The organism is Hymenobacter swuensis DY53 (genome assembly GCF_000576555.1).
Taxonomy (GTDB): domain Bacteria; phylum Bacteroidota; class Bacteroidia; order Cytophagales; family Hymenobacteraceae; genus Hymenobacter; species Hymenobacter swuensis.
Map to the genome: position 1 here is coordinate 3,529,172 of NZ_CP007145.1, position 17,134 is coordinate 3,546,305.

General features: G+C 52.8%; 15 protein-coding genes. 3 read left to right on the forward strand and 12 right to left on the reverse strand.

Features of this window, described 5'->3' with window-relative positions; translation table 11 throughout:
* Positions 1-33: 33 nt before the first annotated feature.
* From HSW_RS16395 to HSW_RS16450, 12 genes are all read right to left on the reverse strand, one after another.
* Entirely contained in the window at positions 34-804 is a 771-nt protein-coding gene (locus tag HSW_RS16395; protein ID WP_044002817.1) for a cytochrome c oxidase subunit 3, read from the reverse strand.
* Positions 805-827: 23 nt separating this feature from the next.
* Positions 828-1,415, reverse strand: a complete 588-nt coding sequence (locus tag HSW_RS16400; RefSeq protein WP_044002819.1) for a cytochrome c oxidase subunit 3 — start codon at positions 1,413-1,415, stop codon at positions 828-830.
* 111 nt (positions 1,416-1,526) lie between these two features.
* A complete protein-coding gene (gene cyoE, locus HSW_RS16405) occupies positions 1,527-2,378 on the reverse strand; it encodes a heme o synthase (RefSeq protein WP_052346536.1) in 852 nt (283 codons plus the stop codon).
* A 55-nt stretch (positions 2,379-2,433) separates the two neighbouring features.
* On the reverse strand, positions 2,434-3,516 hold the full coding sequence (locus HSW_RS16410; RefSeq protein WP_044002821.1) for a COX15/CtaA family protein: 1,083 nt from the start codon (positions 3,514-3,516) through the stop codon (positions 2,434-2,436).
* 177 nt (positions 3,517-3,693) lie between these two features.
* Entirely contained in the window at positions 3,694-5,553 is a 1,860-nt protein-coding gene (locus HSW_RS16415) for a cytochrome c oxidase subunit I (protein WP_231501309.1), read from the reverse strand.
* 25 nt (positions 5,554-5,578) lie between these two features.
* Positions 5,579-6,652 (reverse strand): cytochrome c oxidase subunit II, encoded by a 1,074-nt coding sequence (locus HSW_RS16420; protein ID WP_044002823.1) that lies wholly within the window; start codon positions 6,650-6,652, stop codon positions 5,579-5,581.
* A 95-nt stretch (positions 6,653-6,747) separates the two neighbouring features.
* On the reverse strand, positions 6,748-8,061 hold the full coding sequence (locus HSW_RS16425) for a hypothetical protein (RefSeq protein WP_044002824.1): 1,314 nt from the start codon (positions 8,059-8,061) through the stop codon (positions 6,748-6,750).
* Between the two features lie 9 nt (positions 8,062-8,070).
* Positions 8,071-8,814 carry a c-type cytochrome gene (locus tag HSW_RS16430; protein WP_044002826.1) on the reverse strand — a complete coding sequence of 248 codons (744 nt, stop codon included), beginning with the start codon at positions 8,812-8,814 and terminating at the stop codon, positions 8,071-8,073.
* Complete coding sequence (locus HSW_RS16435; protein ID WP_044002828.1) at positions 8,814-9,338, reverse strand: DUF3341 domain-containing protein; 525 nt, start codon at positions 9,336-9,338, stop codon at positions 8,814-8,816. Before HSW_RS16435 ends, HSW_RS16430 begins: the two co-directional genes overlap by 1 nt.
* A complete protein-coding gene (nrfD, locus tag HSW_RS16440) occupies positions 9,331-10,788 on the reverse strand; it encodes an NrfD/PsrC family molybdoenzyme membrane anchor subunit (RefSeq protein WP_081768456.1) in 1,458 nt (485 codons plus the stop codon). The genes HSW_RS16435 and nrfD overlap by 8 nt, the downstream gene beginning before the upstream one ends.
* Positions 10,789-10,863: 75 nt before the next feature.
* A complete protein-coding gene (locus HSW_RS16445) occupies positions 10,864-13,905 on the reverse strand; it encodes a TAT-variant-translocated molybdopterin oxidoreductase (protein WP_044002829.1) in 3,042 nt (1,013 codons plus the stop codon).
* Between the two features lie 156 nt (positions 13,906-14,061).
* Positions 14,062-15,393 (reverse strand): cytochrome c3 family protein, encoded by a 1,332-nt coding sequence (locus HSW_RS16450; RefSeq protein WP_044002830.1) that lies wholly within the window; start codon positions 15,391-15,393, stop codon positions 14,062-14,064.
* A 402-nt stretch (positions 15,394-15,795) separates the two neighbouring features.
* Between HSW_RS16450 and rpsF the strand changes: the two genes are divergently transcribed.
* From rpsF to rplI, 3 genes are all read left to right on the forward strand, one after another.
* Positions 15,796-16,170 (forward strand): 30S ribosomal protein S6, encoded by a 375-nt coding sequence (gene rpsF, locus HSW_RS16455; protein ID WP_044002831.1) that lies wholly within the window; start codon positions 15,796-15,798, stop codon positions 16,168-16,170.
* A 4-nt stretch (positions 16,171-16,174) separates the two neighbouring features.
* A complete protein-coding gene (rpsR, locus tag HSW_RS16460; RefSeq protein WP_044002832.1) occupies positions 16,175-16,426 on the forward strand; it encodes a 30S ribosomal protein S18 in 252 nt (83 codons plus the stop codon).
* Positions 16,427-16,541: 115 nt separating this feature from the next.
* A complete protein-coding gene (rplI, locus tag HSW_RS16465; RefSeq protein ID WP_044002833.1) occupies positions 16,542-16,985 on the forward strand; it encodes a 50S ribosomal protein L9 in 444 nt (147 codons plus the stop codon).
* Positions 16,986-17,134 lie beyond the last annotated feature (149 nt).

Genomic DNA, 17,134 nt, shown 5'->3' on the forward strand with positions numbered 1-17,134 from the left:
CGGGCACTCAGCTACTGTAGTTACGCCGAAAAGTTAAACGAGGTAGAAGAAGGTGAAAACAAACACCCACACCAAATCCACAAAGTGCCAGTACAGGCCAATTTTCTCTACCATCTCGTAGTGACCACGCTTCTCGAACGTGCCATTGGTGGTAGCAATGAAGCAGTAAATCAACAGGCAGATGCCGGAGAATACGTGGGTACCATGGAAACCGGTAATGAAAAAGAACAGGTCGGCGAATAGCACCGGGCCGTACTGATTCACGGCTAGGTTGGCGCCGAAGAACCGCGTACCGTCGTTCATCAGGGTGCCTTCATCGGTGCCACCAATAAAGTGGCTCCACTCCCAAGCCTGGCAGCTTACGAAAATAGTACCGAACAGAATCGTCCACAGCAGCCATTTCTGCACGTCTTTCTTGTCGAAACGGTGACCAGCTTCTACGGCCAGTACCATCGTTACCGACGAGAAAATCAAGATCATCGTCATCAAGGCCACAAACGCCAGTGGCAGATCTACGCCATGCAGGCCTGGGAAGGAGTTAAATACCTTCTCCGGTATGGGCCAGTAATTTGACGAGAACTTGAATGCCTCGGCAGTGCCTTCATAGGCCAGATGGCGGTGACGGATCAGGCCGTAGGTGGTCAGGAAGGCGGCGAATGTAAAGGCATCCGACAGCAGGAAGAACCACATCATCAGCTTGCCGTAGCTGGCGTTGAAAGGCTCGTTCCCGCCGTCCCAGGTGCCGGTACGCGGCTTATCCAGGGCGGAGTCAGAAATTACCTGCGTCGTGGAAATGGTGGACATAGCGTGCGGGGGGTTGACAAAAATCAATGATTCAAAAGTAGGAACAAATACAGGTACAACCAAAGCACGCCCAAGAAGTGCCAGTAGATGGTCACGTTGCCGATGGAGAGCATCTGGCGAGAATGCACCTGATAATGAAAGCTTTTACGCAATACGATGGCCAAAAAGATAAGCCCCGTAATCAAGTGAAAACCGTGGACACCAGTCAATACATACAGAAATGAGCCGGAAGGGTTGGCATCGGTGCCTGCAAAAAAGATCCGCTGGCTTACTAGCTGGTTCCACATGAGCCATTGACCGGCTAAAAAAGCCAGCCCCAATCCCAGCGTGGCAACCAACGCTATACGCACCTGGGCCAAGTTGTCTTTGCGGGCAGCCAGCCATGCCCACTGCACCGTGACGGAGCTGAGCGCAATAACAAGAGTAGTATACAGGAAGCCGGCCGGCAAGGTGAATTCCAGCCAGTTGCCCTCATTGCGGCGCACAATGTAAGCACTAGTGTAAGCTGCGAAAATCATGAAGACGCTGACCATCATCAGCATCAGCAGGAAACGAGCCGGATGAATTCCGGTAGCGGGCTGCTTGGTATTTAAAGCTTCTGAAGGATGCATATTTTTCTAAAGAAGTGAGAAGGGAAACAGGAGAAGTGAGTTGAATTCTAACAGACCGAAGGAGGCTTTTGTCTCGCCTTCTGATGCTTATTTCTCACTTCTGGCAAAACGCTACATTTTATCCAGCACCAGAGCAATCTGCACGATGGGCAGATACAGGAAAGAGCCGAACATAATACTCATGGCCGCTTTCTTACTCACCGTGCGCATGAGGTAAAATGTCTGCATCAGGAACAAAACGCCGCAGATGGCGGCCACCATTGGGTACACCGTGCCCGTCATACCAAAATAAAACGGTAGCAGGCTCAGCGGAATCAGGACCAGCGTATAGGTCATAATCTGGAAAGCTGTACGCAGGTCTTTTTTACCGGGGGTAGGTAGCATTTTGAAGCCGGCCTTCTTGTAGTCATCGTCAAGCACCCAGGCAATTGCCCAGAAATGGGGGAATTGCCACATAAACTGAATACCGAACAGAATCCAGCCCTGCGGTCCTAACAGCCCCGTGGCGGCCACCCAACCGATAAGCGGTGGTAACCCACCCGGAATGGCTCCTACAGCCACACAAATCGGGGAAATAGTTTTAAGCGGCGTGTACACAAACCCATATAGGATCAGGGAAACCAACGCTAGGGCTGCCGCCAGCGGATTAAAGAAATAGGTTAGAATCCCCAACCCTGCAACACCAAGCACCACCACAAATACCCAAGCATCCGAAGGTGTGATGATTCCCAGCGGCAAGGGCCGCTGGGCCGTCCGTTTCATCTGCCGGTCTAAGTCAATTTCGAAAATCTGGTTGATGGTATTGGCTGAACCGGTAACGGCCAGGCCGCCCAGCATCACCAACAAGGCCCGGCCCCAATCCAGTTCGTGCGCGCCCAACAGGTACCCAATGGCACTGGAAAAGGCTACTGTGAGAGCCAGCCTGAACTTGAGTAACTGAAAAAAAGCCTTGGCCTTGCTCATCAACTGTTGAAAACAGATTGCGCGGCGAAAAAGTCCGCCAAACGGGGCCGCAAAGTTACGCAACAACGGCCGGAGTAGCCGCCTGCCGCTGCAACTTAGTGGCCTGATTGTAGGCTACCACCGTTAGTACTTGTGCACCGAACAACAGCGTAGCTAATGTCAGGTGGATTGGTTGCACAGCTGCCGGGAAAGCCAGATAAGCTAGAATGATGCCGGCCAATATTTCCCCTCCTATCAGTCCCAGAATAGCCGTAGCAAGCCTGTGCAAGCGCCGGGAAGGCATTCGGTATAGTTGATAGGCGACATACAGGTTCACGAGTAACAACACCGCCGAGAACGTCCGATGGAAGCGGAACACGCCGCCTACCTGTTCTACCCAATCTGCTCGGTTCAGATAGTTGGCGGCGGAGGCCACTAGGTCTATCTGCTCACGGACCTGAGTACCCAGTACAATCTGTCCAAAGGTAAGCAGCACCGCTACCCATAGCCATGCTACCAACCCAGGTACCGAACTCAATGGTTGTGGCTCCACCTCGGTACCACGCTGTGAGCGGTCCACGGCGTACAGCAGCATGGCCACAATTACCAAAGCCAGCCCCATATGGATAGTCACCATAATGGGCAGCAGATTGGTGGAAACCACTAGAGAGCCTAACCAGCCCTGCACCCCAGTTAACAGGAAAGCCCCGAAAGCCAGCCAGAATACCGGCCTGTCACGCTGCCAATACGGCAGCGCGAATACTACCGTCCCGAACACAAACAAGCCAATCAGTGCGCCTATCAGTCTGTTGATGTACTCAATCCACGTCTTTACCGGATTGAAATCAGTCTCGATGTACTGCGTGGGATGAGCAAAAATCTCCCCCGCTACCTGCTGAAAACCCATACGCTCCAGCTTAGCTGCCAACTTCTTGTTCTTCTCAACCCGCTGGGCAGTATAGATTTCCTTGTAATTAGGGGGCAGCTGATTGATGTTCGTGGGAGGAATCCAAGTACCGAAACACTTGGGCCAATCGGGACAGCCCATGCCGGAACCGGTACTCCTTACTACACCTCCCACCAAGATCAGAACATACACCGCCGCTACCGTCAGGAAGCCCACGAATCGAAAGCGGCGCACGAATGCAGGAATTACCATGCTGTTTGTCTATGCAAATGAATTCATCATACAGACCACTGAATCGGCAGACTGTTTAAAAAATAAGGGAAATTCAAAGCCGGCACGGCCGGTCCGAATTTCCCTCTGAGAACTAATAAAGACGGGCCGCCGTGAATACAGCGGCCCGTTTTCAGGTAGGCTAATGTGCAGTGCACATTATTCCATTTCTTTCTCGTACGGCAGGTTTGATGACTGCGTCTGCGAGTACGGAATATTTTGCGGGATGAAATCTTCGGCAGCACCAGGCTTGCTGTAGTCGTACGGCCAGCGGTGAACGGCCGGAATAGCACCGGGCCAGTTGCCGTGTACGGGCTCTACAGGCGTAGTCCACTCCAAAGTCGTCGAGTTCCAGGGGTTCTCAGTAGCGCGACGGCCACGGAAGATGCTGTAGAAGAAGTTGAAGATGAAGATGAACTGACCAACAAAGGCAATAATAGCCGCTATCGAAATGAACTTATTTAGGTCAGCAAACTGGCTGAACGTATCGAAACCAGTCCAAGCATAATAACGACGGGGGAAACCGGCAATACCAACATAGTGCATCGGCAGGAATACTAGGTACACGCCGATGAAAGTTAACCAGAAGTGGATGTATCCCAGTTTCTCGTCCATCATCCGACCAAACATCTTGGGGAACCAGTGGTAAACACCAGCCCACAAACCGAAGAAAGCCGAGGAACCCATTACCAAGTGGAAGTGAGCTACCACAAAGTATGTATTGTGCATCTGGATGTCCAACGCGGCGTTACCTAGAACGATACCCGTCAGACCACCAGCAATGAACAACGACACGAAGCCGATGGAAAACAACATGGCCGTAGTGAAGCGGATGTTACCGCGCCACAAAGTAGCCAGCCAGTTGAAGGTTTTCACTGCTGAAGGAACAGCAATGATTAGCGTCAGGAACATGAACACTGAGCCCAAAAATGGGTTCATGCCGGTTACGAACATGTGGTGAGCCCACACGATGAAAGACAGCAGAGAAATACCAAGCAGTGAGCCAATCATAGCACGATAACCAAAGATCGGCTTACGGGCATTGGTAGCCAGGATTTCCGATACCATACCCATAGCGGGCATGATTACGATATATACCTCAGGGTGACCCAGGAACCAGAACAAGTGCTGGAACAAAATGGGCGAACCACCCGTGTTAGGCAGAGCCTGACCAGCGATGTAGATATCGGAGAGGAAGAACGAGGTACCGAAAGAACGATCGAAAATCAGCAGCAAGGCTGCCGAGAACAATACCGGAAACGAGAGCAGACCCAAGATAGCCGTCAAAAAGAACGACCAAATAGTTAGGGGTAGCTTGCTCATGCTCATACCCTGGGTACGCAGGTTGATCACCGTAGTTATGTAGTTAACACCACCTAGTAATTGAGATACGATGAACAAAGCCATCGATACCAACCACAAGGTCTGCCCGGCACCTGAACCCGAAATTGCCTGAGGCAACGCCGAAAGCGGTGGGTAAATTGTCCAGCCAGCCGCCGCCGGACCGGTTTCAATAAACAGTGAACTGAACATCACTACGCTGGAAGCAAAGAAGAACCAGTACGAAAGCATGTTCATGAAGCCCGAAGCCATATCACGGGCACCAATCTGCAACGGAATCAAGAAGTTTGAGAACGTGCCAGACAGACCAGCTGTCAGCACGAAGAACACCATAATGGTACCGTGCATCGTCACCAAAGCAAGGTAGAACTCGGGGTTCAGCTTGCCAGCTTCAATCCATTTACCCAAGAAAGGCTTAAGCCATTCCATGGTAGCATCGGGCCAGCCGAGCTGCAAACGGAAGAGGCTTGAGAGCGTACCACCAATAATTGCCCAAAAAATGCCTGTAATCAGGAATTGTTTCGCAATGTATTTATGGTCGGTACTGAAAACGTATTTCGACAAAAAGCCCTGCTCGTGGTGCTCGTGCTCGTCGTGGTGCGCATGCTCATCGTGCTGAACACCGGGCTGAATAGCGCCAATGCCGCCTTGCACTTGAGTTGGTAGGTTAGCAGCCATAAAGGAAGCGTGCAGTTTAGTTAGATTAGAGCGAAGCCTTGGCAGCAACAGGTACTACAGTAGCAGCGGCTGGAGTTGCTGATACCTTCTCAACCATTTTATCCGACTTCTGTTTGAAGCTGGCCAATACATCAGGGTTTTGCTCCGAGAATGATTTTTGCTGGGCAAACCAAGCAACGTAATCATCCGGCTCATCCACCACGATGTTTAGCTTCATAGCGAAGTGTCCACGGCCACAGATTTGATTGCAAGCCAATTCGTAATTGAATTTTGGGTTGCCCGTCTGCGCACGCATCTCGTCGGTAGTTTTGATCGGCGTAAACCAGAATTTGGTTGGCATGCCAGGTACCGCATACATCTGCACGCGGAAATGTGGCATGTACACGGCGTGCAGTACGTCACGTGAACGAATCTTCAATAGTACCGGGTGGCCTTTAGGCACATGTATCTCAGGTGCTACAAAATCATCAACGCCATTCTGGTCACTTAGATCGAAACCGAATTCGTTAGTAGCATCAATCAGGCGGTAATTGACAACGCCTAATTTCAGGTCGCGGCCAGGGTAACGTACCAGCCAGTTAAACTGCTTGCCCATTACTTCCAGTACCACAGCGTCTTTGGGGGCAGGCCCTGTGATACGGGTCCATTCCTTCCAACCGGCGAATACTAAGCCAGCCATTACAATGGCCGGAATCAGCGTCCAGATAACCTCTATTTTGTTGTTGTGCGGGAAGAAGAAAGCCCGACGACCTTCCTTATGCTGATACTTATATGAATACACGAACAGCAGGACTTGTGTCAGGGTAAACACAATACCCAGAATGATCATCGTGGTCCAGAACATGCGCTCAGTGGCAATACCATGTACCGAGGCAATCGGGGGGTTCATCTTGTCATAGTTATCGATGAACGACCACGCGAAGGCCGCACCACCAACTACCAAGAAAACGATACACAGGATGGCGTTTACACGGTTGCTCACCCCTACTTCACGGGTTGAACTGCCCGAAAAAATGGAGGTCAGAATCTGGAGACGGAACAGCAGGCCGAATACGACCAACAGCAACGCCAACACCAGAACAATACCAAGAGTAGTCATTAGCGGAATGTAGAAGTGAGAGTTGAGAGGTTAGAAGTGAGAGTCTGTTATCCTATCCAGTCTAACTTCTCACTCCTCACTACTCATGTCTGAAATTAAGTGGTGTGGTGAATGCTTTCATCCAAGAACGGATGATGAATCGGCACCAGGGAAGCCTGCGACAGGCGTTTGGTCATCAAAGTCAGGAAGGCACCCAGAAAAATAAGGGCTACGCCAATCTCAATTACAAACCCGTTTTCGGCCTTCATTGTTCCGGGCATAATGGCCAGGTAGAAATCAGACCAGTGACCAATCAGGATGGCAATACTCACAATTTTGAGCATGATCATCTGACGCTTGGCATCCCGGGTCATCAGCACTAAGAAAGGGAATACAAAGTTGATGGCCAAGTTGCCGAAGAACATCCACGTGTACTGGCCGTTGAAGCCACCCAAGCGCTGATTGAAGTACACAGATTCTTCAGGAATGTTAGCGTACCAAATCAGCATGAACTGGGAGAACCACACGTAGGTCCAGAAGATGCTGAAGCCGAACATGAACTTGCCCAGATCATGCAGGTGACCTTCTTTCACCCACCGCAGGTAGCCGGCCTGCTTGAGCAGAATTGTGCACAGCGTAATAGCCGCCAGACCCGATACCCACCAAGAGGCGAAGATGTACCAGCCGAACATGGTCGAGAACCAATGCGTGTCAACCGACATCACCCAGTCCCAAGCTGCAATGGGCGAAGAAACTGCGTAGATTACCAAGAACAAAGCGGCTACGTTGATGCTTTTGTGAAAGTACTCAGTGCCGCCGTTCAGATCTTCGGCCAATGACAGGTCGCGCAGCTTCTTGGTGAAGAAAGCCCACAGACCAAGGAACAGAACCATGCGAATCAGATAGAATGGCATGTTCAGGAAACCCGATTTGCCGGCAATGATTTCGTCGTAGTTCTCGTTGCCTTTTTCCATGATGCCCGGGAGCGTCCAATGGAAGATATCATGGTTGATCAGGCTAACGCCGAATACCACAATCATGATAACTAAGCCGGGCAGCAGCCAAGCGCTGAGAGCCTCAGCCACCCGCTTCACCAACACCGACCAACCAGCGTAGGCAACGTACTGGATGGCAACGAACACCGTACCAATGGAAGCTACCCCAGTGAAGAATACATTGTTGTGCCACAGGCTCACGATAAGCCGTTTGAGCCAAGGTGCACTGCCATGATGTTCGGCTCCCCCATGAGCAGCACCATGGGCAGCAGCTCCAGCTTCGTGGTGCGCGCCAATGCCCATCATGGACATGATGATACCAACCACGAGCAGAACAACGCCTGCTACTATGATCAGCATGAAGTTTTTACGGGTACCCGGCGTAACCTCCAGATATTCAGCCGTAACGCTTTCTTGATGCGTCAGAGTTGCCATAGAAGTAGATTAAATCGCCGTTCCGTTGTTTGCTTTATCACCCTGCCCGGGGGTCTCCGATGCTTTATCGGAACCAGCCTGAGTAGGGTTTTCTTTCATCTGCCCCGATGTTGTAGTGGAGTCAGCCGTAGGCACGTTAGCTTGTGCACCGCCGGTTTTCACCATATCAGCCAGACCATCGGCCCCTTTACCGAGCTGAAGGGCCCGTACATACATGGCAATCTTCCACCGCTCTTCTGGGTTCACCTGTGAGCCGTGTGGCATCATGCGGTTACGGCCCCACTGAATTACGTGATAGATGTGGCCATCGTTCATGGTCTTGTACGCTCCGGCCGAATAGTTTGGAACGCCTTTGAACTTAGCACCTACTGGTCCATCACCGGCCCCACCTTCGCCGTGACAATGCTGGCAATTACGCGAATACAGCACTTTGCCTTCCTCTAGGTTCGCCTTGGTGTATGGGAACGGGTTGCGTAGTGTGGTTTCAGCTGTAGCCACATCGTCTTTCGCAATGTGGGTGTAGTATGTGGCTTTACCCCTGGCTACCGTGCCTACTGCCGGGGTACGCTCGTTAATACCCATCGGGTTGATGGTATTAGCTCCTACCTGGCGCAGGGGATCGTACGGGATACCTTCGTACATCTCTGGAGCGTACTCCAGACCGGGGTCATCGGCGCGGTTGCAGGCGGTGGTGAACACCGATGCCAGCAGAACCGCCGACGCTTGCAGAGTTAGTTTCAGCGAATGCGTCATTAGAACTTGGACATTTCTTTTTGGTTCACCTCCGAAGCCCCGTTGTCGCGCAGGAGCTGAGTCAGCTTGGTCATATCAGTGTTTTCGTTCACTTCAATGGCCACTACAAACTTGTCGTCAGTAGAGCGGACATCCAGTACCGGCGTTTTCCAGCGCGGATAGAGTTTGCTAATGGTATAGAAGGTAATGACCATACCATGACAGCAGAAAAGTACCGTTAGCTCGAACGATACCGGAATAAACGCTGGCAACGCAATGTGCGGCTTACCACCGATGATCATCGGCCAGTCGAAGCCCAGCGTATAGATCTGGAGCCACAAAGCAAAGCACAGACCCGTCAGACCAAAGAAGAAAGCCGCAATTGGCAGACGGGAACGTTCTATACCAAGAGCATCATCCATTCCGTGAATTGGGAACGGGGTGAATACTTCGTAGATCTTAACGCCCGCTTCGCGGACGTTTTCAACGGCGTGCAGCAGCACGTCTTCGTCGTCGAAGATGCCGAGGGCGAAGCGCTTAGTCATGCTTATCGTAGTTTACAGAGGCCGAGGCGGGTACTCCGTGGGTGGTAGCAGGCTGATGAGCGTGGTGGGCAGCGTCATGACCGGTATAGGTCGGGCCGTTATCCACCGTGTACTTCAGTACCGACTTCACTTCTGCCATATTGATTACCGGGAAGAACTTGGCAAACAACAGGAACAAGGTGAAGAATAGGCCGATAGTACCAACATAGATGCCGATGTCGATAATGGTGGGCGAGAACATAGCCCAGCTCGACGGCAGGTAGTCGCGGTGCAGCGAGGTTACGATGATTACGAAACGCTCGAACCACATCCCGATGTTCACGATGATCGACAGGATGAAAGTCAGCGGAATGCTATAGCGCACCCGACGGAACCACACCAGCTGTGGGGTAATTACGTTGCAGGTCATCATCGACCAGTAAGCCCACCAGTAAGGACCAGTAGCACGGTTGATGAAGGCATACTGTTCGAATTCTACACCGGAATACCAGGCAATGAAGAATTCCGTGATGTAAGCCACACCTACAATCGAGCCCGTAATCATCATGATTTTATTCATGAGGGCAATGTGCTCGATGGTGATGTAATCTTCTAGCTTAAATACAACGCGGGTAATAAGCATCAGCGTCAGTACCATGGCGAAGCCCGAGAAGATAGCACCTGCCACAAAGTAAGGAGGGAAGATGGTAGTGTGCCAGCCCGGTACTACCGAGGTAGCAAAGTCCATCGATACAATGGTGTGTACCGAGAGTACCAGCGGCGTCGAAACACCGGCCAGAATCAGCGAAACCGTTTCGTAACGGCTCCAGTGCTTAGCCGAGCCTTTCCAGCCGAAGCTCAGCAGCGAGTAAGCTACTTTGGCAATAGGGCCTTTGGCACGGTCACGAATGGTAGCGAAGTCAGGCACCAGACCAGTGTACCAGAACACCAGCGACACCGAGAAGTAAGTCGAAATAGCAAATACGTCCCACAACAGCGGCGAATTGAAGTTTACCCACAGCGACCCGAAAGTGTTTTGCAGCGGGAAAACCCAGAAAGCCAGCCACGGACGGCCCATGTGCAGAACCGGAAACATGGCGGCGCAGATTACAGCGAAAATCGTCATAGCTTCTGCGGCGCGGTTGATGGAGGTCCGCCACTTCTGACGGAACAGCAGCAGAACTGCTGAAATCAGCGTGCCGGCGTGACCGATACCTACCCACCACACGAAGTTGGTAATGTCCCAGGCCCAGCCAACGGTTTTGTTCAGACCCCACTCTCCGATACCGTACCATAAGGTGCGGTATACCGAGTAGAAGAAGACGCCGAGGAGCAGAAGGGCGACGCTCAGGGCCGCCATCCACCGAACATTCGGGGCGGCTTCTACCTGGCGGCACACGTCCTGGGTGACGTCGTGGTACGTTTTCCCCCCGGTAACGAGCGGCTCCCGTACAGGCGATACGTGCTGCATAGTTTTTGGACTTAAAGGAGTAAAGGGAGAAGGTAGTAGTGCTTTGGGCGCTCCTGCCCTCTCCCGGCTCGGTTTCTAGGCGTTGAATTCTGACTTATCCGTATTGCGGATTTTAGTCAGGTAGGCGATGTTCGGCTGCACGTTGATTTCGTCGAGTACGTGGAAAGCACGCTCCCCATCTTCGCGACGCAGCAGTTGCGAAATACGCGACTCGGGGTCACGCATATCACCAAATACGATGGCCTGCGTGGGGCAGGACTGAGCGCAAGCCGAAACAATCTCGCCATCCTTCGGACGACGCTTCTGCTTCTTGGCTTCGAGCTTACCGAGCTGGATACGCTGCACGCAGAGCGAGCACTTCTCCATCACACCGCGAGCCCGAACTGTTACGTCGGGATTCAGCACCATGCGGCCTAGGTCGGTGAACATGTGGCCGTTTACAGTTTCGAATTTCTCATTAGTGTAGTATGAGAACCAGTTAAAGCGACGAACCTTGTACGGACAGTTGTTGGCGCAGTAGCGAGTACCTACACAACGGTTGTACGTCATCTGGTTCAAGCCTTCCGAGCTGTGTGTGGTAGCCAGTACCGGGCACACTGTTTCGCAGGGAGCATGGTTGCAGTGCTGGCACATCATTGGCTGGAAAATTACCGAGGGATTCTCGGAGGGGTCTTCCATAGCAGCATAAGTGCTCAGTTTGCCTTTGGTTTCGAAGTCAGACTTGTGGGCATCGGAGCTGTAGTACCGGTCGATCCGCATCCAATGCATTTCCCGACGGTTAATTACTTCCTGCTTGCCTACTACCGCCACGTTGTTTTCTGCCTGACACCCAACTACGCACGAGCCGCAGCCGATGCAGGAATTGAGGTCAATGGCCATACCCCAGTGGTGGTTCTTGTACTCGTAATCCTGCCACAACGAAACCTTGCTGGGTTTCTGCAAACCATCAGGAGTTGAGATCTTAGCGTATTCCGTTACCTCTTTGGGGTCTTTAATGTACTGAGCTAACGTAGCTTCCTGCACCACCGGCTTGCGGTCCATGATGGTGTGGTGGGTCTGCGTCTGAGCAATCGGCTCCTGCGTACCAGTAGGAGTCAGCGTAGCCGCGGCTGTGTAGCTGATAGCGTCGTTGCGCATGGCCAGCAGAGGCAGTACGTTTGCGCCAAGGCCGTTGCCAACCTTACCGGCCTTCACCCGACCGTAGCCCAAGGCAATACCGATGGTACCGGCTGCCTGACCCGGCTGGATCAGGATGGGTAATTCAACTGATTTGCCATTCACCGTTACTTTTACCACGTCCCCCTGCTCCCACTTCTGAGCCACAGCATAAGCGCGGGGTACGGTTACGTAGTTGCCCCATGTAGCCTTGGTAATCGGATCAGGCAACTCCTGGAGCCAGGGGTTGTTGGCGTCAGCACCGCTACCGATGCCCACTTTCTCGTACACGGCCAGTTCCAAGCCCGAAGGCTTGGGAGCCGATTTGATGGCGGCAATAGCCGCGTTTACATCGAGGGCGGGAGCAGCTTGTACGGGAGCAGCCGGAGCGGCCGAACCCATGGCTACGCCATCATGCACGGCTTTATCCCAAGCTTTGTTGAAGTCGCCACCCAGAACACCTTTCCACTGAGTGCGGAGGTAGTTGTAGTAAGTAGTTGGGTTGCCGGCCCAGGTCAGGAGCGAATCCTGTGCCTGACGGGTAGCAAACAAAGGCGTGATAACCGGCTGCGCCAGGCTCAGGTAGCCACGCTTAGGCTCGTAGTCATTCCACGACTCCAGGAAATGGTGGTCGGGAGCAGCGTAAGTGCACAGTTCGCCGGTTTCGTCCAGACGGTCGTTCAGCGAAATAGTGGTGCGAACTTTTCCGGCTTTCAGCGCGGCTGCCAATTCGGCACCCATCGGGTGGTCGAACACGGGGTTGGCGTTGTAGAAGATAACTGCACCAACCTGTCCGGCGCTGATGGCTTTGAGCAGGTTGCTCATCTTGGCGTCGTCGCCCTGACGGATCAGTGAGGGATTGGCTACGTCAACGGCAACCGAACCCAAACTCTGGTTAATAGCAGCAACCAGTGCCTGCACAGCCGGATCATTCGAGCCCGATACCACGAGGCCGCGCGAACCAGCTTTCTGCAGAGCAGCTGCAGCCGCAGCTACTTTTTTCGATTTATCAGCGTAAGCCGAAGCACTACCACCGCCAACTACCACGTTGTACACGGTTAGCACGGCTTCGCCCAGTTCCGAGGGTTTCAACGGCTCGCGTACATCGGCGTTGGAGCCAGTCAGCGACATGTTGGTTTCGAACTGATAATGGCGCGACATGCTGCGCTTCTCGCTCGAAACCTTGCGGTTGGTTACGTATTGACGGGCAAACTCAACGGGCGACAACCAGGTACCTAGGAAGTCGGCGTCGAAGCTGACAATCGTATCGGCTTTGCTGAAGTCGTACGCGGGCAGCACACCACCATTGGCACGCAGCAGGCCCGAAGCCGAATTCACATCATACATCACGTGTTCGGTACCCGCGAAGCGGCCAGCGAATTCCGCCACCACTTTTTTGGTGGAAGGGCTGATGATGGTATGGGAAACAATGGCGATACGACCGGCGCCAGCCAGTGCGTTGCGCACTTCCTGGTCAAGCTGGTCCTTATCAACCTTGGCACCCTTCTTGGCGAAGTGCTGCAGACGAGCGCCATCGTACAGGCCCAGAACGGCCGCCTGAGCGCGGGCTGACAAACCACCACGGGTGATGGGCGACTCGGGGTTACCTTCCAGCTTGATCGGACGGCCCTCGCGGGTTTTCACCAGTATACTGTTGTAATCCTGGCCGTTGAAGAAAGTGGAAGCGTAGAAGTTGGCAATACCCGGATCTACCTCTTCGGGCTTGTTGAGGTAGGGAATAGCCTTTTTGATCGGGGTTTCGCAGCTGGCGAGGGTAGCGGCAGCTAAGCCGAAACCCATGAGCTTAAGGAAGTCGCGGCGAGGAGCTACCGTGGCATCCGAGGTGCCATGGGTTTCCTTCACCGGCAGGAAGTCTGCAAACTCTGTGAGTGCGTTCTTCACGAACTCCGGTGAGTTCTCCAGTTCCTCAATTCCCTTCCAGTACTTAGGCGACTCTTGCATCGTGTTTTTGGAACTTAGGGTCTTAGGGACTTAGCGACTTGGATTCTGAGGCCCGGTAAGTCTCTAAGCAGGCTATTTGTAAAGGTAGGTGGAGCCTTGGGGGCCTCTGCTACCGAAAACCAGTTTCGGAGCGGAAGCCCCCAAGGCCCTAGCTTACTAGTAGTGGCACTTCGAGCACTCCGTGCCGCCGTTCGACGATACCGTAAAGGGCACTGCACCGTTCTCGGTGTCATGCAGTTTCACGAGGTTGTCGTAGTATCCGTTGCCCTTGGTGTTAAGCGGAGTTTCGCGGTGGCAGTTGATGCACCAACCCATCGTGAGGGGCGAGTACTGATATACCACTTCCATATTCTGGATAGGACCGTGGCAGGTCTGGCACTCTATGCCGCCCACCTGCGTGTGCTGCGAGTGGTTGAAGTAGGCCAGATCGGGCAGGTTGTGAATACGCACCCACTGGATCGGCTGCTTCCGCTCAATAGCACGGTAGATTTTCTTGATTTCCGGCGACTCCGTCTTGATCTGCGAGTGGCAGTTCATGCAGATGTTCGGGGAAGGGATGTTGGCTGACTTACTCTTGTACACCGAGGTGTGGCAATAGGCGCAGTTGATCTGGTTTTCACCGGCGTGCAGCTTGTGCGAGAAGGCAATCGGCTGAGTGGGCTGGTAGCCCTGCTGCAGGCCCACGCCCATAGCACCCTGAATGGTCTCGTACAATACAGCCAGCACGAATACGACACCTACAATAGCCCGAACAGCCGTCGATTTGTAGATTTTCGAGAAATCGAAGCGTTGCTCCATCACCTCCCGGTCACGGCCGTCGAGGTCCTTGCGGCCACGCAGCACATCCTTCATGATGTTGGCAATGATAACCAGTGTTACCACCAGTACAATCAGTACTACCACCAACACAATGAGCAAAATATTCATGGCTTTGCCACCATCTACTTCATCACCTGCACTAGCAGTTGCACCGTCAGCAGTTGCTGCACCATCTGTTTTTGCACCATCAGCTACTTTCACACCAACACCTTCCTGCGAAGTAGTGTAGGCAATAATCGAGGTGATTTCAGCGTCCGACAGCTGAAAGCTGGGCATCTGCTGCTTCTGGTATTGGTTGAAGATCTTCACTGCGTACTCGTCGCCACTGGCTACCAGTTTGCTGGAGTTCTTGATCCATGGAATAATCCAGGACATCGGGCGGCGCTTGGTGATACCGGCCAGAGCCGGACCCACTACCACCTCGTTCACGGCGTGGCATTGGGCGCAATTGCCTTTGAAAAGGGCGTCGCCGGCAGCAATTGCGGCGGGGTCACCGGTGGTAGCGCCAGCAGCAGCGGCGGGGGCAGCGGCCGCCGTAGCGCCGGGTGCCACGCCAGCTTTGCTCGGATCAGCAGCCGTGCCTTGAGCGAAGGACGAGCCTACGCTGACAAAGAACAGAAACAGAGCGAGAAAGAGGCGGGAAAAGGGACGTAGTCGGATGCTATCCATAGCACAAGTTGACTGAAAAAAAGAAACGCGGGGGTGCTTCAAGGCCACAAATGTAGGTTGGGAAACCCAGAGAACAAACCAGCCCGGGCTAATTTTCGCCCTTTGCCGGAAGCTTAGAATCATTCTAAAAACTGTAAAATCCGTATTTTTCATGGTTCCCTTTCGTGCATTTCTCGGCGGGCTACCATCGGTTAGTCTCTAATTTATTAAGTATTCCGAATGGCTTACCGTTTGCCTTCCAGATGAATACCACCTAACGCCCAATAGGTTTGCCAACTGACTACCAAATGCTTACAATCTGGGTATTTATAGATAAAGTATGGTGAGTCGGTAGCAGGTGGAGTAATTCCTGTTATCTTTGCCCCTCATTTAGTTTTTCACGTCAAATTTCACCCCGTCGTAATGGCAGTAAGAAATTACGAGACGGTCTTCATTCTGACTCCCGTATTGAACGAGAGCCAAGTGCAAGAGACGGTCGAGAAGTTCTCGCAGGTGCTTAAGGAAAATAGCGCCGACATCATCAACACTGAAGCTTGGGGCCTCAAAAAGCTGGCGTACCCAATTCAGAAAAAGAACACCGGTTATTACTTCCTCGTGGAGTTCACTGGTGAAGGTAACGTCGTAGACACGCTGGAACTCGCGTTCCGTCGTGACGAGCGGGTTATCCGTTTCCTCACTACTGTTCTGGACAAGCACGCCGTGGCTTACGGTACGCGTCGCCGTAAAGGCGAAATGAACCAGCAGAAAGTTAAACAATCGGAAGCCGTAGCCCAATAATACGATGAGCCTCGCCAACGAAAAGATCCACAAGCAGGATACCCGCAAGAAGTATTGCCGCTTCCAGAAGAACGGCATTAAGTACGTTGATTACAAGGACCCGAACTTCCTGCTGAAGTTTGTGAACGAGCAGGGCCGTATTCTGCCCCGCCGCATCACCGGCACCAGCCTCAAGTTCCAGCGCAAAGTAGCTCAGGCCGTGGCTAAAGCCCGTCACCTGGCCCTGATGCCCTACGTAACCGACTCGTTGAAATAGATTGTAGACCTGAGACAGTTAGAAGTGAGAAGTGAGACTGTATTCTATTCAGCCTTAAGGCAGTCAGAACATAGTCTCACTTCTTATCTCTCTCAGTCTCACTTCTCATAAAGACATGGAAGTAATTCTGAAAGACGACGTTAAAGGTCTGGGTTACAAGAACGACATCGTTGCTGTAAAGCCCGGCTACGGCCGTAACTATCTGCTCCCGCAGGGTCTGGCCGTTCTGGCTGACAAGACCAACAAGAAAATCGTAGCCGAAAACGTACGCCAGGCAGCCCACAAGGCTGACAAGGTGAAAGGTGACGCCCAGGGCGTAGCTGATCAGATCGGTGACATGGTGCTGGACATTCCGGCTAAAGTGGGTGAAAGCGGCCGTATTTTCGGTCGGGTAACCACGCTGCAGCTGGCGGACGCTCTGAAAGCCAAAGGCATCGACGTAGACCGTAAGCGTCTGTCGTTCGACTCGGAGCCCAGCGCTGTTGGCGAGTACACTGCTACTGCTGATTTGCACCGTGAGGTGAAGCACAAAGTTCGCTTCAACGTAGTAGCCGAATAAGCTGCTGCCTGCGAACAGGTTATTTTTCAAAACGCCCGGTTGCTTTGGCAACCGGGCGTTTTGTTTGGCCGTCCTTCGTTGCGAAGCCGTACTATTGCGACCTTTACACGTAGAACCTATGGCTACCGCCGACAACTGGTCTGGCCAGC

Bases quoted from the DNA above. Each gene is read 5' to 3' on its own strand.
- HSW_RS16435 (WP_044002828.1), bottom strand. From the start codon at position 9,338: ATGACTAAGCGCTTCGCCCTCGGCATCTTCGACGACGAAGACGTGCTG.
- HSW_RS16450 (WP_044002830.1), bottom strand. From the start codon at position 15,393: ATGGATAGCATCCGACTACGTCCCTTTTCCCGCCTCTTTCTCGCTCTG.
- HSW_RS16410 (WP_044002821.1), bottom strand. From the start codon at position 3,516: ATGGTAATTCCTGCATTCGTGCGCCGCTTTCGATTCGTGGGCTTCCTG.
- nrfD (WP_081768456.1), bottom strand. From the start codon at position 10,788: ATGCAGCACGTATCGCCTGTACGGGAGCCGCTCGTTACCGGGGGGAAA.
- rpsF (WP_044002831.1), top strand. From the start codon at position 15,796: ATGGCAGTAAGAAATTACGAGACGGTCTTCATTCTGACTCCCGTATTG.
- rplI (WP_044002833.1), top strand. From the start codon at position 16,542: ATGGAAGTAATTCTGAAAGACGACGTTAAAGGTCTGGGTTACAAGAAC.
- HSW_RS16415 (WP_231501309.1), bottom strand. From the start codon at position 5,553: ATGGCTGCTAACCTACCAACTCAAGTGCAAGGCGGCATTGGCGCTATT.
- HSW_RS16430 (WP_044002826.1), bottom strand. From the start codon at position 8,814: ATGACGCATTCGCTGAAACTAACTCTGCAAGCGTCGGCGGTTCTGCTG.
- HSW_RS16445 (WP_044002829.1), bottom strand. From the start codon at position 13,905: ATGCAAGAGTCGCCTAAGTACTGGAAGGGAATTGAGGAACTGGAGAAC.
- HSW_RS16425 (WP_044002824.1), bottom strand. From the start codon at position 8,061: ATGGCAACTCTGACGCATCAAGAAAGCGTTACGGCTGAATATCTGGAG.
- rpsR (WP_044002832.1), top strand. From the start codon at position 16,175: ATGAGCCTCGCCAACGAAAAGATCCACAAGCAGGATACCCGCAAGAAG.
- cyoE (WP_052346536.1), bottom strand. From the start codon at position 2,378: ATGAGCAAGGCCAAGGCTTTTTTTCAGTTACTCAAGTTCAGGCTGGCT.
- HSW_RS16420 (WP_044002823.1), bottom strand. From the start codon at position 6,652: ATGACTACTCTTGGTATTGTTCTGGTGTTGGCGTTGCTGTTGGTCGTA.
- HSW_RS16395 (WP_044002817.1), bottom strand. From the start codon at position 804: ATGTCCACCATTTCCACGACGCAGGTAATTTCTGACTCCGCCCTGGAT.
- HSW_RS16400 (WP_044002819.1), bottom strand. From the start codon at position 1,415: ATGCATCCTTCAGAAGCTTTAAATACCAAGCAGCCCGCTACCGGAATT.